This window comes from Sphingomonas crusticola, from assembly GCF_003391115.1.
GTDB lineage: Bacteria > Pseudomonadota > Alphaproteobacteria > Sphingomonadales > Sphingomonadaceae > Sphingomonas_I > Sphingomonas_I crusticola.
This window is the reverse complement of sequence record NZ_QTJP01000001.1, coordinates 3,042,475-3,055,995: the sequence shown is the minus strand read 5'-3', so window position 1 is coordinate 3,055,995 and position 13,521 is coordinate 3,042,475. Positions and strand designations below refer to the sequence as shown.

12 protein-coding genes and 2 tRNA genes are annotated in these 13,521 nt (G+C 65.1%); 10 read left to right on the top strand and 4 right to left on the bottom strand.

Annotated features, from left to right (window positions below; all coding sequences use genetic code 11):
* Positions 1-502 precede the first annotated feature (502 nt).
* Positions 503-577: transfer RNA gene (locus DX905_RS14450), tRNA-Gln, on the bottom strand.
* Between the two features lie 42 nt (positions 578-619).
* Complete coding sequence (locus DX905_RS14445; protein WP_116091968.1) at positions 620-1,720, bottom strand: branched-chain amino acid aminotransferase; 1,101 nt, start codon at positions 1,718-1,720, stop codon at positions 620-622.
* A gap of 75 nt (positions 1,721-1,795) precedes the next feature.
* On the opposite strand from DX905_RS14445, the gene DX905_RS14440 reads away from it, so the two are divergent.
* The 6 genes from DX905_RS14440 to pgl all read left to right on the top strand — a co-directional run bounded on the left by DX905_RS14440 (position 1,796) and on the right by pgl (position 7,756).
* Positions 1,796-2,287: a MarR family winged helix-turn-helix transcriptional regulator gene (locus tag DX905_RS14440; protein ID WP_116091967.1), complete on the top strand. Its 492-nt coding sequence runs from the start codon at positions 1,796-1,798 to the stop codon at positions 2,285-2,287.
* Positions 2,288-2,349: 62 nt separating this feature from the next.
* Complete coding sequence (gene ppa, locus DX905_RS14435; protein ID WP_116091966.1) at positions 2,350-2,886, top strand: inorganic diphosphatase; 537 nt, start codon at positions 2,350-2,352, stop codon at positions 2,884-2,886.
* A gap of 55 nt (positions 2,887-2,941) precedes the next feature.
* Positions 2,942-3,586 carry a DUF1345 domain-containing protein gene (locus tag DX905_RS14430; protein ID WP_116091965.1) on the top strand — a complete coding sequence of 215 codons (645 nt, stop codon included), beginning with the start codon at positions 2,942-2,944 and terminating at the stop codon, positions 3,584-3,586.
* A 53-nt stretch (positions 3,587-3,639) separates the two neighbouring features.
* A complete protein-coding gene (locus DX905_RS14425; protein ID WP_116091964.1) occupies positions 3,640-5,592 on the top strand; it encodes a M61 family metallopeptidase in 1,953 nt (650 codons plus the stop codon).
* Between the two features lie 4 nt (positions 5,593-5,596).
* Complete coding sequence (gene zwf, locus DX905_RS14420) at positions 5,597-7,045, top strand: glucose-6-phosphate dehydrogenase (RefSeq protein ID WP_116091963.1); 1,449 nt, start codon at positions 5,597-5,599, stop codon at positions 7,043-7,045.
* A gap of 9 nt (positions 7,046-7,054) precedes the next feature.
* Entirely contained in the window at positions 7,055-7,756 is a 702-nt protein-coding gene (pgl, locus tag DX905_RS14415; protein WP_116091962.1) for a 6-phosphogluconolactonase, read from the top strand.
* 7 nt (positions 7,757-7,763) lie between these two features.
* Here pgl and DX905_RS14410 read toward each other — a convergent pair whose 3' ends face one another.
* Both DX905_RS14410 and DX905_RS14405 read right to left on the bottom strand, forming a co-directional pair.
* Entirely contained in the window at positions 7,764-8,546 is a 783-nt protein-coding gene (locus tag DX905_RS14410; RefSeq protein ID WP_116091961.1) for a metallophosphoesterase family protein, read from the bottom strand.
* Complete coding sequence (locus tag DX905_RS14405) at positions 8,543-9,454, bottom strand: peptidylprolyl isomerase (RefSeq protein WP_116091960.1); 912 nt, start codon at positions 9,452-9,454, stop codon at positions 8,543-8,545. Before DX905_RS14405 ends, DX905_RS14410 begins: the two co-directional genes overlap by 4 nt.
* A 76-nt stretch (positions 9,455-9,530) precedes the next feature.
* On the opposite strand from DX905_RS14405, the gene DX905_RS14400 reads away from it, so the two are divergent.
* The 4 genes from DX905_RS14400 to galA all read left to right on the top strand — a co-directional run bounded on the left by DX905_RS14400 (position 9,531) and on the right by galA (position 13,411).
* A tRNA-Ser gene (locus tag DX905_RS14400) sits at positions 9,531-9,621 on the top strand.
* Between the two features lie 172 nt (positions 9,622-9,793).
* Positions 9,794-10,129 (top strand): hypothetical protein, encoded by a 336-nt coding sequence (locus DX905_RS14395; RefSeq protein WP_240320869.1) that lies wholly within the window; start codon positions 9,794-9,796, stop codon positions 10,127-10,129.
* A 194-nt stretch (positions 10,130-10,323) separates the two neighbouring features.
* On the top strand, positions 10,324-10,722 hold the full coding sequence (locus DX905_RS14390) for a DoxX family protein (RefSeq protein ID WP_116091959.1): 399 nt from the start codon (positions 10,324-10,326) through the stop codon (positions 10,720-10,722).
* 223 nt (positions 10,723-10,945) lie between these two features.
* Entirely contained in the window at positions 10,946-13,411 is a 2,466-nt protein-coding gene (galA, locus tag DX905_RS14385; RefSeq protein WP_116091958.1) for a beta-galactosidase GalA, read from the top strand.
* Positions 13,412-13,521 lie beyond the last annotated feature (110 nt).

Below are 13,521 nucleotides of genomic sequence, written 5' to 3'. Positions count from 1 at the left end.
TCCGGAGCGGGTGCGTCCCTGGCTCGACCACGGGATAACCGAACGCACCGCACCTTCCCATATGGGGCCGGGGCCATGAGCACGAAAACGAAGGGCCGCCCCTCGCGGAACGGCCCTTCACATTGTCAGCCGAAAACGGCGTCGATGTTAGACGAGGCGAACCCCCGCAATGGAGGCAATGCCTGCAAACTGCGCCGCGGTCGGCGTAAGACAATGAGACATTCGACCACCTCCTTTCCGTTGTTGAAGATGAAAAAGAGATGGCATCATTTCGCGCCGCTTCAAGAGCTTAGCGGAATTATTTATCGATCCTAGGGCGTCGTTCGCGGCGATCGTCACCACTCGCCTTCCCCGTCGATTTGGCGAAGGCAACCCCGTAGTTCGCCGGCATCTCAAACGCAGCGCCATGCGGCGACGGCGCGGTGCGGACGAGATCGTCCCGCAATGGCTTGGCCGCACCCTGCCCTAGACGCGCTCCAAGAGCCGTCCCTGGCGAGCATGTTGGCTGGGGCGGCAGGATTCGAACCTGCGAATGGCGGCACCAAAAGCCGCTGCCTTACCACTTGGCGACGCCCCAACAGCCGCGCGCTTATAGCCAGCGCGCGACGCATGGGAAGGCTTAGAAGATGCGCTCGACCCAGTTGTGCGGATCGGGCGCCAAGCCACGCTGGATATCGACCAGGGCCGCGCGCAACTGTTCGGTCTGCATGCCGGGGCCGCCATTGCCGATCGTGAAATCGAGCCCGTCGCGGCCGCGCACCCGGCCGATCGGCGTTAGTACCGCAGCGGTGCCGCAGGCGAATGTCTCGCGCAGCCTGCCGCTCTTGGCATCGGCCTGCCACTGGTCGATGGAATAACGTTCCTCGCGCACGGTCAGACCGCGATCCGCGGCGAGCGTCAGCAGGCTGTCGCGGGTGATGCCAGGCAGGATCGTTCCCCCGAGCGGTGGCGTGATCATCGATCCGTCATCCATCACGAAGAAGACGTTCATGCCGCCCAGTTCCTCGATCCATTTCTGCTCGATCGTGTCGAGGAAAATGACCTGGTCGCAGCCTTCGGCGATTGCCTCCTTCTGCGGCAGCAGGCTCGCGGCATAATTGCCGCCGCATTTGGCGGCACCGGTACCGCCGGGGCCGGCCCGGTTATAATGTTCCGACACCCACAGGGTCACCGAGGGGGCGCCACCCTTGAAGTAGGCGCCGACGGACGATGCGATCACCATGTAAAGATATTCGTCGGCCGGCTTGACGCCGAGGAACACACTGCTCGCGATCATGAACGGGCGTAGGTAGAGCGCAGCCCCCTCCCCGCCCGGGATCCAGTCGCGGTCTGCCTTGACCAGCTGCCGGCAGGATTCAACGAACAGCTCTTCCGGCAGTGGCGCCATCGCCAGCCGCTCGGCCGACGCTCGAAACCGGCGCGCATTGGCATCGGCGCGGAACAGCGACGCGCCGCCGTCCTGGGTACGATAGGCCTTGAGGCCCTCGAAAATCTCTTGAGCGTAATGCAGCACGGCGCAAGCCGGATCCATTTCGAGCGGGCGGCGCGAATGAACCCGCGCATCGTGCCAGCCCTGCCCTTCCTTGTAGCGGATAGTAACCATATGGTCGGTGAAGATCCGGCCAAAACCGGGATTTTCGAGCAAGGCGGAGCGTTCGCTCGCCGGCATCGGCGCTGCGCTCGTCTCGACCGCGAAGGTCAGGCTCGAATCACCCGTCATGATCGTCTCTTAACCCTTAAATCTCTGTTCTCTGCGGCTTGCGCCGGCCTAGGGTGCGTGCCACATTAGGTCAATATGGCTGTCCCGTCCGCTTCGCCGCTGTTCTTGCGTGAAACCGAAATTCGGCGTGGCGCCGAGCTCCTGTTCTTTGGCTATGGGCATCTTTATCGTCAAACCGATCAATGCCTGCTCAAGCAAGGCATGGGCCGCGCCCACCATCGGGCGCTCTACTTCATAGCGCGCCAGCCCGACCTCACTATCTCCGCGCTCCTCAAGACGCTTGCCATCACCAAGCAGTCGCTAGGCCGGGTGCTGGGGGAGCTGACCGAGCGGGGGATGGTGGAGACCCGTACCGGCCGCGAGGATCGGCGCCAGCGACTGCTGCGGCTCACACCGGCTGGTGCGAAGCTGGAGCAGGAGTTGTTCGAGGCCATGCGCGGCAGACTTTCAGCGGCTTATGCCCAGGCAGGGCAGGATTCGGTGACCGGCTTCTGGCGCGTGCTGGAGGCCCTGATACCGCCGGAGGAGCGCAACCGCGTGGCCGACCTCGGCGATATGCCGATCTGATCTTTCGCATCTGCAGCAATCCGGTTGCACAACGGCGCCCGCCGCCTTATCGGCCGCGCCCTATGAACATCGAACTGATCCCTGTGGGCAAGGATCCGCCCAACGAAATCAACGTCATCATCGAGGTGCCGGTGGGCGGCGAGCCGGTGAAATATGAATTCGACAAGGCATCAGGCGCGCTGTTCGTCGACCGCATCCTGCACACGCCGATGCGCTATCCGGCGAATTACGGCTTCGTGCCGCACACCCTGTCGCCCGATGGCGATCCGCTCGATGCACTTGTCATCGCGCGCTCACCCTTCATCCCCGGTTGCGTCGTGCGTGCTCGACCGATCGCGGTGCTGAAGCTGGAAGATGAGGCCGGCGGCGACGAAAAGCTGGTCTGCGTGCCGGTCGACACGACCTTCCCTTATTATACCGATGTCGGCGAACGGCACGATCTGCCCTCGATCGTGCTCGCGCAGATCGAGCATTTCTTCACCCACTATAAGGACCTTGAGGCGGAGAAGTGGGTGCGGATCGGCAATTGGGGCGACGCCGAGGAGGCCAGGAAAATCATTCTGGAAGCTATCGAAGCGGGCAAGCAGGCCAAGGTCTGAAGCCTTCCCTACGCCCCTCCGGACAGGTAAGCCGGTCGTGACAGGGGGGACTTCCATGGCGGCACAGGGCTGGAGACTCGGCAACCGGATTGCCCCTCCACGTTTTCTTATATTCCTGGCCGTGATCGTGATCGGCACGCCGATCGGGGTCTCGACGCTGGGCTGGGCGCCGGGCGCCATGGCGGCGTTCGATGCCGCCGCGTTGATCTTCTTCCTGCTGATAACCTCGATCTTCAACGACGAGGCGGATGGCATGCGCCGTTCGGCGAAAGACAATGACGCCAATCGCGCGGGACTGCTCGTCATTACCGGGATCGTATCGCTGGTGGTGCTGGCATCGGTGACGGCGGTGCTGACCCAGGAAAGCAAGCCCAAGCCGTTGGAAGTCGTGCTGATCGTCGGCACGTTGGCCTTGTCCTGGCTGTTCAGCAGCCTGATCTATGCCCTCCATTATGCCCACATGTTTTATGGCGAGGCGAAGGGTAAGGACGCGGGCGGGGTGACATTTCCCGATACGAAGGAGCCCGATTATTGGGACTTCCTCTATTTTTCGACCTGCCTGAGCATGACCTTTCAGGTTTCCGACGTCGACATCAATAGCGGGCGCATTCGTCGCGTCGTCATGTTCCATTGCCTGGCCGCGTTCGTGTTCAATCTCGGCATCATCGCCTTCACTATCAACGTTCTGGGCGGCGGCTAGCCCTCAAAAAACTAGGCTGGACAGGAGCGGCCTGGCCGCGCAACAGCCGCCGCATGATCTCTCCCCGCTCGCTGCTGCGCGTGGCAGCCTCCGCCCTCGCCCTCACCACCGTCCCGGCCCTCGCTCAGACTGTCGAAGCGCCGACCGGCACCAGCATGCCGCAGGCGGCACCGCTGACCGACACGATCCCACCGCCGCAGGACGTCCGTTATCCGGGCACGATCACGCTGGATGTGGATGCGACCGACATCCCGCACGGAATTTTTCGCGTGAAAGAAGTGATCCCGGTGAAGCCGGGTCACCTCGTCCTGCTTTACCCGAAGTGGCTGCCGGGCACGCACTCCCCGGCCGGGCAGATCAACAAGCTCGCCGGCATCGTCTTCACCGGCGGCGGCAAGACCATCCCATGGACGCGCGATCCGATCGACGTGTTCGCTTTCCATCTCGACGTGCCTGCCGGCGTCGACACGATCGAAGCCAATTTTCAATATCTGTCGCCGACCGCCGCCAATCAGGGGCGCACCGTGATGACGCCGGTGATGCTCAATCTGGAATGGATCGCGACCGCACTTTATCCGGCAGGCTATTATGTTCGCCAGATCATGGTCACGCCGAGCGCGACCTATCCCGCGGGCTGGACGTCGGCCACAGCGCTGCGTCCATCCGGCACTGCGACCGCGCAGGGGGGCCGGATCCAGTATGAGACGGTCGCATTCGACACGCTGGTGGACTCGCCGACGATTGCCGGCCGCTTCGCGCGCATCGAGCCCTTATCGCGCGATGTGACGATGAACATCATTGCCGATCGGCCCGATCATCTCGCCGCCAAGCCGGAGCATCTCGCCAAATTCAGGACGATGGTCGATCAGGCAACGAAGCTGTTCGGCGCCCAGCATTATAATCATTACGACTTCCTGGTGACGCTGTCGGATACGCTCGGCGGCCAGGGGCTCGAGCATCATCGTTCGACCGAGATCGGATCGCCCACCAGCTTCTTCACCGACTGGGACAATAGCGCGGCCGGGCATAATGTGGTGGCGCACGAATTCACGCACAGCTGGGATGGCAAGTTCCGCCGCCCGGCCGATCTGTGGACCCCCGATTATCGCCAGCCGATGGGCGGCAGCCTGTTGTGGGTTTACGAAGGTCAGACCCAATTCTGGGGCAATGTGCTCGATGCCCGTGCCGGCATCGTCTCGAAGGAAGAGGCGCTCGACGCACTCGCCAGCGTCGCGGCCACCTATGCGACCCAGGCCGGCAAGCAATGGCGTCCGCTCGTCGACACCACCGAGGATCCGATCATCGCCCGCCGCGCCCCGGCCCCTTGGCCGAACTGGCAGCGGTCGGAGGATTATTATTCGGAAGGCCAGCTCATCTGGGTCGAGGCTGACAGCATCATTCGGGAACGTTCGAAGGGCAAGCGCTCGCTCGACGATTTCGCGCGTGCTTTCTACGGCATGCGCGATCGCGATTGGGGCGAGCTGACCTACACGTTCGATGATGTCGTCGCAGCGCTGAACAAGGTCGAGCCCTATGATTGGGCCAGCTTTCTGCATCAGCGGGTCGATGCGGTCGCGCCCGAGGCGCCGCTGGGCGGCATCACCCGCGGCGGCTACAAACTTGTCTATACCGACAAGCCGGGCTCGTGGTGGAAATCGCGCGAGAAATCCCGCAAGGCAAGCGACTTCACCTACTCGATCGGGGTGACGGTCGGCCGCGACGGTTCGGTCAGCCGGGTCAACTGGGATAGCCCCGCTTTCAACGCAGGCATCACGATCGGTACGAAGATCCTGGCGGTCGAGGGCACCGCTTATTCCGACGACGATCTGAAGCAGGCGATCAAGGATGCGACCGGCAGCAAGCCGATCAATCTGCTCGTGCAGCAGGGCAGTTATTTCCGCACGGTCAGCATCGCGTGGAGCGGCGGGCTGCGCTATCCGCACCTGGAAAAGATCGATCCCAAGGCGCCGAGCACGCTCGACGCGCTGTATGCGGCAAGGAAATAAGTGAATGGCGGCACCCGCCCAGACCCTGCTCCTATTCGGCGCCACCGGCGACCTGTCGCGGCGCATGTTGCTGCCGTCCCTGTTCGGGCTCGATGCGGACGGGCTGCTGCCGCCTGACCTGAAGATCTACGGCACGGCACGCAGCGACATGGACGATGCCGCCTTTCGCGAGACGGCCGCCACGGCGCTTGAGCCGATCCTGAAGGACCGCAACCTCTCGCAAGAAGTGCTCGATCGCTTCCTCGCCCGCGTACATTATGTCGCGGCGGACGCCTCGCGGCCGGAGACGCTGGCGGCCTTGGGCAAAGCGGTCGGTTCACGCGCCGATGCCGGGCTCGCCATCTTCCTGTCGACTGCGCCATCCCTGTTCGAATCGACCATTGCCGGGCTTGAAGCGGCCGGCCTGGCAGGCGAGCAGACGCGCCTCGCGCTCGAAAAGCCGCTCGGTCATGATCTCGCCTCGTCGCGCGAGATTAACGACGCGGTCGCACGCGTCTTCCCCGAAGCGCGTACGTTCCGCATCGACCATTATCTCGGCAAGGAGACGGTCCAGAATTTGCTGGCGCTGCGCTTCGGCAACATCCTGTTCGAGCCGCTGTGGAATGCGAGCGCGATCGAGCATGTCCAGATCACCGTCGGCGAGACCGTCGGATTGGAAGGGCGCACCTCCTATTTCGACGGCATGGGCAGTCTGCGCGACATGGTGCAGAACCATATGCTCCAGCTGCTCGCGCTGGTCGCGATGGAAGCGCCGGCGCAATTCACCGCGACCGCGGTGCGCGACGAGAAGGTCAAGGTGCTGCGCTCGCTGCGCAAGCTCGATCCCAAGGAAAGCGTGATCGGCCAATATGCCGCGGGCGCGGTCGCGGGTCAGCCGGTGCCGGCCTATGCCGCCGAACTGGAAAAGGCTTCCGATACCGAGACGTTCGTCGCGCTCAAGGCGCATGTCGATAATTGGCGCTGGCAGGGCGTGCCCTTCTACCTGCGCACCGGCAAACGGCTACCGCGGCGCACGTCGGAGATCGTGATCCAGTTCCGTCCGGTGCCGCATTCGATGTTTGCCGGGCGCGGGGCGGCGCTGCAGCCCAACCGTTTGCTGATCTCGATCCAGCCGGAAGAGAATATCAGCTTCACGATCATGGCCAAGCAGCCCGGGCTCGACCGCGATGGCATCCGCCTGCGCGAGGTGCCGCTCGACATCCGCATGGCCAATGCTTTTGCCGACGTGCGGCGGCGCATCGCCTATGAGCGGCTGCTGCTCGACCTGATCGAGGGCGATCCGACCTTGTTCGTGCGACGCGACGAGGTCGAGGCGCAGTGGGAGTGGATCGACGCGATCCGCGCCGGCTGGGCCGAAAATGGGATGACGCCCAAACAATATCCGGCCGGCACATGGGGCCCTGCGGCCGCCATCGCCCTGACCGAACGCGACGGAGTAACCTGGCATGAGTGAGTATAAGGCATGATCGAAGCGGAATGGTGGGAGCATGACGACGCCGAGGCGTTTGCCGAGGCAGTCGCGGGCGACATCGGCTTCATCATCGAAAGCGCGCTGGATGCGCGCAACGGCGCCGTGATCGGCCTTTCCGGCGGCAAGACGCCGGTGAAGGCCTATGAGAAGCTGGCACAGATGAAGCTCGACTGGAAGCGGGTGACGATCTTCCCGGTCGACGACCGGCTGGTCGCGATGGACAGTCCGCTCTCCAACGTTGCCATGCTCGCCAAGATCTTCCTGCCCAAGGGCGGGCGGGTGATGCCGCTTGGTGCCGACAATCCCGATTATAAGGGTGCGGGCAATGCCGCTGATGCGCGGCTGCAGGACCTGCACTGGCCGCCGGACCTGGTAGTGCTGGGCGTCGGCGACGACGGCCATACTGCCTCAATCTTCCCCGGACCGGATCTGGAGGCGGCACTGACCGCGCCCAAGACGCGCCGCGCGATCGGCGTGATGCCCGATCCGCTGCCGCCCGAGGCGCCGGTTGCGCGCGTCACGCTGACCCGCGCCGCGATCCTTTCGGCCAAGGCGCTGATGCTGTGCCTGACCGGCGACGCCAAGCGTGCGATCGTCGAACAGGCGATCGAGGATGGCGCCGGTTCCAAGGTGCCGATCGGTCAGGTCCTGGCCGAGGCCGAGCAGCCGATCGACATTCACTGGACGGCGTGATCGAAAGCTAGCTGCCCGGCCGGGTCTGGAGCAGCCATTGCTCGGTGCCTTCCAGCCCGAGCGCGGTGAGCACGCCGGTCATGTAGGCGCCGGTGTCGATGCCGATGCGGTTCGGCAGAATCTCGACCTCGTTGCGAACGGTGTGGCCGTGGACCACGACCGCGCCATGATCGTCCGCGCTGTCGAGGAAGGGCGCGCGGATCCAGCGCAGGTCCTGCCGCTCCTGCTGGGCGAGCGCGACGCCCGGGCGGATGCCGGCATGGGTGAGGAAATAATCGCCGAACTGCACGCCATCATGCATCGCCCGGAAGAAGGCGCGGTGCGTTTCCGGCACGTAGGAAGGCAAGGTATCGGGCGTGAAGCGGTCGGGCACGTCCAGCACCATCCGTGGCGCGCCATAGCTTTCGAACAATTCGCGCCCGCCATAGCGTAGATAATGCAGCATCTCCGGCAGATCGGGATCATCGATCAGCTGCAGCAGCATCTCTTCATGGTTGCCCATTATGTAATGGAAGCGCGCGAAAGCGGGCGGGCCGTGCAGGAAGAAATCGACGATCTCGCGCGACTGGGGCCCGCGATCGATCAGGTCGCCGAGCAGGACGACGTGTGTCTCCGCCGGCCCGCGCGCCTGGTCATCCGCCTCGATCTGGCGGAGCAAACGCTCGAGGAGATCGAAGCGGCCATGGATATCGCCGATCGCATAGACACGCTGCCCGGGCGGGATCGCAGCGGGCGCGCGCGGCGGCGGGGGCGGCTCCGCAGGCTTCTTGCGCCAATTGAACAGGTTCATCGATGGGCTACAACGCGGACCGGCGGCAGCGCGTTGCACAGATCGATCGCACCGGCCGGGCGCTCGAAGAAATCATCGTGGCGGTTGGCGCGCAGGTGCAGCCATTTGGCGAAACTCGCGCTGTCGGGGCGGAGCCATTCATAAGCCGGGCGCTCGGCCGCGGGCAAATCGGCGGCGAGAACGAGGCGGGTGATGGCGAGCGGATGTTCGTCCTTCTGATAAAAGCCGAGAGCGCCGGTGCCGCGCGGCAAGGCGGTCATATGTTCGAAGCCGTCGATCATGCGGCCGACCAGGGCGATGTTGCGATCGAGCGCGCGCGGGCTCTGGCCGATGACGGCATAGAGCTCGCCGCCGCTGCCGGTATCGGGCTTCAGGCCGCGGGCGACGCCGACGATGCCGTAACAATGCGCCATCCAGGCGCGGCCGCCGTCCGAAGCGGCGGGGAAGGCGCCGCTATAGCCGACTTTCGGCGCGAACGTATCGCGATAGGGCAGAGGCGTCATCGCCAGGCCGGCGGCTGGGCGATCATATTCGGCGGGCAAATGCTGGCCGAGCCCCTCGGGCGGGGCCTTGTCGTCGTCATTCTGGCCCCATTGCACGACATAATTGTCCTGCACGCGATAGACCGCGCCATGGTCGAACCAGTGGGCGCGGATCAGCCCGCGGATGTTGGCCACATGGGCCGGCGCGAAGGCGGGCGCGAGCGCGAAGGCCGCACGGCGGCCATTGGCAAGATCGATCAGCACCACATCCTGCGGATCGACCCGCTGCCAATCGGAAGCCGGGGCGGCCGCGACGATATCCGCCAGCGTCGGCGGCTTGGGCGTGGCGGCGGGGGCGGCGGAAGGCGCCGGCGCGGCGGCGGTGGCGAGGAGCGCGGCGAGCGCGAGCGAGGCGGGATATTTCATGGCGCAGAGCCTGCCACAGGGTGGCTGCCTTGCGAAAGCCTTTCCCCTTCGATAGGGCGCAGCGCTCCGGCGGAATGGAGCGGTGGCCGAGTGGTCGAAGGCGCTCGCCTGGAAAGTGAGTATACGTCAAAAGCGTATCGAGGGTTCGAATCCCTCCCGCTCCGCCATTCCGCCGGACCGTCCTGGAAAGCGAGCATATTTCAATAGCGTAGCGAGGGTTCGAATCCCTCCCGCTCCGCCATTCCGCCGGACCGTCCCTGGGGTCATCTCATACGGCGCGTGGAACGGGCACGCCCATCGGGCGGTTCAGGGGATATCCCTCTTCTTGAAAGGCCGGCCATGTCTTCCATTCCCGCTGACGACCTCATTCCCGACAATGACCCGGACGACCTGGACGACAATGACAATGCCGAGCAGCGCGAACCGACGCAGGCGCAGGACGTGGCCGAGGAGGCGCTTCATCTCGGCGCGGATCCCTATGTCGAGAGCGAGCATGGCGGCGCGACCAACCCGGCAGGCGTGATGCCGCTGGACGTGCCTGACCTCGTCGACACGATGAACCAGATGGTCAGCAGCGGCCGCATCGACAACGGCGCCTTTGCCGGCGAGCCGATGATGGACGACGAGGAGGATTATCTCGGTCAGACCGACAGCGACGACGATAACGACGGCTGACGCTGCAGGACCCGCGCGCTGCCCGGACGGGGGCCGCGCGGGGCCGTCCTTTCTCTGATCGCCCCACCGCGCCGCGCCGCCCGACACCTCCCGCTACCTCGCAAAAAGGGGGGATGGAGCCGGCGCGCGCTTGGGGTTATGCACGGGTCGCCTGTACCGGTGCGTTGCGTCGTCAAACCCTGGGGAGGACTATCATGACCATCTGGACACCGCGCGTCTTGAGCGTGCTTCGTATCGTGGCCGCCTTGCTGTTCATGGAGCATGGCCTGATGAAGCTGTTCCACTTTCCCGCCGCCCAGCCGGGCGCGCCCGATCCGCTGCCGGCGATGCTGATGGCGGCAGCGGTGATCGAGGTGGTCGGCGGCGCGCTGCTGGCGCTGGGCCTGTTCACGCGCGTCGCCGCGTTCGTCTGCTCGGGCGAGATGGCAGTCGCTTATTTCATCGGCCATTTCCCACACAGCCCGTGGCCCGCGATCAATGGCGGCGACGCGGCGGTGCTATACTGCTTCGTGTTCCTGTTCCTGGCGTTCGCCGGCGGGGGCGAATGGAGCGTCGATGCCGCGTTGGCGAAGCGGCGCATCACAAGCGAATAAGTAGCGCATTCCTGCCTGTTCAACAGGGAATTTTACGCGTTTTCAAGGCGATGACAGGGGGCGGGGCATGCTCCGCCTCCTTTTGCACGTAAAACATGGGCGCAAGATCACATAGCTTCGCTGCTCCCAGCCGCCCCTCATCAGGGGGCGTGCGAATAAGCGTTGGCGTCGCCGTCCCCCCGTCCGCTAGCATCGCTGCATAACAGAGCGGAGGGGCTGCAGGATGGGCGACTATATTTCTCCGAAAACAGGCGTGCGGCGGCGGGCGTTTCTCGCCGGGAGCGGCGGGATCGGGCTGGCGGCGTCGCTAGGGCGCCCGGCGCGGCTGCTGGCAGCGGCGGCGGGCGGCCCCTCCCCCGCCGCGCCGCCTCCGGGCGACCCCTCACGCAACCTGCTCGACAGCGAATGGCGCTTCTATCGCGGCGACATCATGTCCGTCCCGCCGCATAGCGGCAACGAAACCTATGCGAGCACCAAGGCCGGTGCAGCGGCGGGCGCGGCGGCGATCAAATATGACGACGCAAAGTGGCGCGTGCTCGATCTGCCGCACGATTTCGTGGTCGAAGGGCCATTCTCGCCTGAGGAGAATGTCGGCCAGGGCTATCGGCCGAAGGGGGTCGGCTGGTATCGCCGCACGCTGACGCTGAGCGAGGCGGATCGCGGCAAATATCTGGAGCTGCAATTTGACGGCATCGCGACCAACGCCACCATCTGGTTCAACGGCAATGTCGTCGCTCACGTTTGGAGCGCCTATAACAGTGCCTATATCGACGTGACCGCGTTCGCGCGCTTTGGCGGCGAGCCCAATGTGATCGCGGTGCGCGCCGATTCCTCGCCGCTGCAGGGCTGGTGGTATGAGGGCGGCGGGATTTACCGCCATGTCTGGCTGGTCAAAAGGCCGGCGGTGCATATCGTCAGTGACGGCGTCTACGCCCATCCGCGCGAGGGCGCGGGCGGGCACTGGAGCATTCCAGTCGAGGCGACCGTCGGGAATATCGGCGAGGCCGAAGCCGACGCGACGGTGCGCGCGGTGCTGATCGATCCCGACGGCAAGGCAGTGGCGCAGGCTGAGGCAGCGGTGACGGTGGCGCCGCTTGGACGGGGCGTGGCCTGGGCAACGCTGGCGGTGGACCAGCCCCGTCTGTGGTCGATCGAGACTCCGACGCTGTATCGGGTGCGGACGAGCGTCCATGCCGGCGGGCGCGAGCTGCATGCGGTGGAAACGACCGCGGGCTTCCGTACCCAGCATTTCGATGCGGCGCGCGGCTTCTTCCTCAACGGCAGGCCGGTGAAGATCAAGGGCGTGTGCATCCATCAGGATCATGCCGGGCTGGGCGTGGCGCTGCCGGATGCGATCATCGATTTTCGGCTGCGGCGCTTGAAGGAATTGGGCTGCAACGCGATCCGATCGTCGCACAATGCGCCGACGCGAGAATTGCTGGACGCGGCCGATCGGCTCGGCTTCCTGGTGATGGACGAGAACCGGCTGTTCAACAGCAGCCCGGATTATCTGGCCATGCTGGAGTGGATGGTGCGGCGCGACCGCAACCATCCATGCGTGATATTGTGGTCGGTGTTCAACGAGGAGCCGCTGCAGGGGACGCGCGAGGGCTATGAGATGGTCCGGCGGATGGCGGCCTGCGTCAAGGCGCTCGACGACAGCCGGCCGGTGACGGCGGCGATGAACAACGGCATGTTCGAGCCGGTCAACGTGTCGCAGGCGGTCGACGTGGTCGGCTTCAATTACCAGATCGACCAATATGACAAGTTCCACGCCGCCTTCCCTGACAAGCCGCTGACCAGCTCCGAGGACACGTCAGCGGTGATGACGCGCGGCGAATATGCGTCAGACCGGACCGGCCGCCATGTGCTCGCCTCCTATGACGAGGAAGCGCAGCCGTGGGGCGCGACCCACCGTCATGCGTGGAAGGCGATCGCGACGCGGCCGTTCGTGGCGGGCGCATTCGTGTGGACCGGGTTCGACTATCGCGGCGAGCCACAGCCGTTCGAATGGCCGACGGTGAATTCCTCTTTCGGGATCATGGACCTATGCGGCTTCCCCAAGGCGGCTTTCTACATCCATCAGGCGCAATGGGTGGAGGATCGGCCGATCCTGCATCTGATCCCGCATTGGAACTGGAGCGGGCGGGAGGGACAGCCGATCCGCGTGATGGCGATGAGCAACGCGGAGAGCGTGGCACTGCTGCTCAACGGGCGGCTGATCGGCGAACAGAAAGTCGACCCATACGAGATGAACGAGTGGCATGTGCCTTACGCGCCGGGGCGGCTGGAAGCGCTGGCGCGGCGCGGTGGGCGAATCGTGGCGCGGGCGCGGGTGGAGACGACCGGCTTGCCGGTGGCGCTGCGGCTGACGCCTGACCGGACCGCACTGGCGGGCGACGGGCGCGACGCGACCGCAGTGACGGTGGAGGCGCTCGACCGGCAAGGGCGCGCGGTGCCGACCGCCAATCTGGCGGTGGAGTTCGACATTGACGGCGGGCGGATCATCGGCCTCGGCAATGGCGACGCCAACAGCCACGAGCCCGAAAAGGGGCGGACGCGGCGGCTGTATAACGGCCTCGCGCAGGTTATCGTGCAGTCGAACATGGGCGCGAACGGCGCGCTGACGCTGCGCGCTTCAGCCAGCGGGTTACGGCCGGGGCTTGCGCGGATCGGCGTAAGGGCCTGACGTGTCGCGGCCGCCGGACGGACTGCCCTCCGGCAATCGGTCTCCCGATCCACCGGCGCTTATAGGGCAGGACCACCGACGGCCGCTTATCGGTGGAATTACAGGAAGTT

Coding starts and splice junctions, on each gene's coding strand:
- DX905_RS14445 (WP_116091968.1), bottom strand. CDS start 1,720: ATGACGGGTGATTCGAGCCTGACCTTCGCGGTCGAGACGAGCGCAGCG.
- DX905_RS14440 (WP_116091967.1), top strand. CDS start 1,796: ATGGCTGTCCCGTCCGCTTCGCCGCTGTTCTTGCGTGAAACCGAAATT.
- ppa (WP_116091966.1), top strand. CDS start 2,350: ATGAACATCGAACTGATCCCTGTGGGCAAGGATCCGCCCAACGAAATC.
- DX905_RS14430 (WP_116091965.1), top strand. CDS start 2,942: ATGGCGGCACAGGGCTGGAGACTCGGCAACCGGATTGCCCCTCCACGT.
- DX905_RS14425 (WP_116091964.1), top strand. CDS start 3,640: ATGATCTCTCCCCGCTCGCTGCTGCGCGTGGCAGCCTCCGCCCTCGCC.
- zwf (WP_116091963.1), top strand. CDS start 5,597: ATGGCGGCACCCGCCCAGACCCTGCTCCTATTCGGCGCCACCGGCGAC.
- pgl (WP_116091962.1), top strand. CDS start 7,055: ATGATCGAAGCGGAATGGTGGGAGCATGACGACGCCGAGGCGTTTGCC.
- DX905_RS14410 (WP_116091961.1), bottom strand. CDS start 8,546: ATGAACCTGTTCAATTGGCGCAAGAAGCCTGCGGAGCCGCCCCCGCCG.
- DX905_RS14405 (WP_116091960.1), bottom strand. CDS start 9,454: ATGAAATATCCCGCCTCGCTCGCGCTCGCCGCGCTCCTCGCCACCGCC.
- DX905_RS14395 (WP_240320869.1), top strand. CDS start 9,794: ATGTCTTCCATTCCCGCTGACGACCTCATTCCCGACAATGACCCGGAC.
- DX905_RS14390 (WP_116091959.1), top strand. CDS start 10,324: ATGACCATCTGGACACCGCGCGTCTTGAGCGTGCTTCGTATCGTGGCC.
- galA (WP_116091958.1), top strand. CDS start 10,946: ATGGGCGACTATATTTCTCCGAAAACAGGCGTGCGGCGGCGGGCGTTT.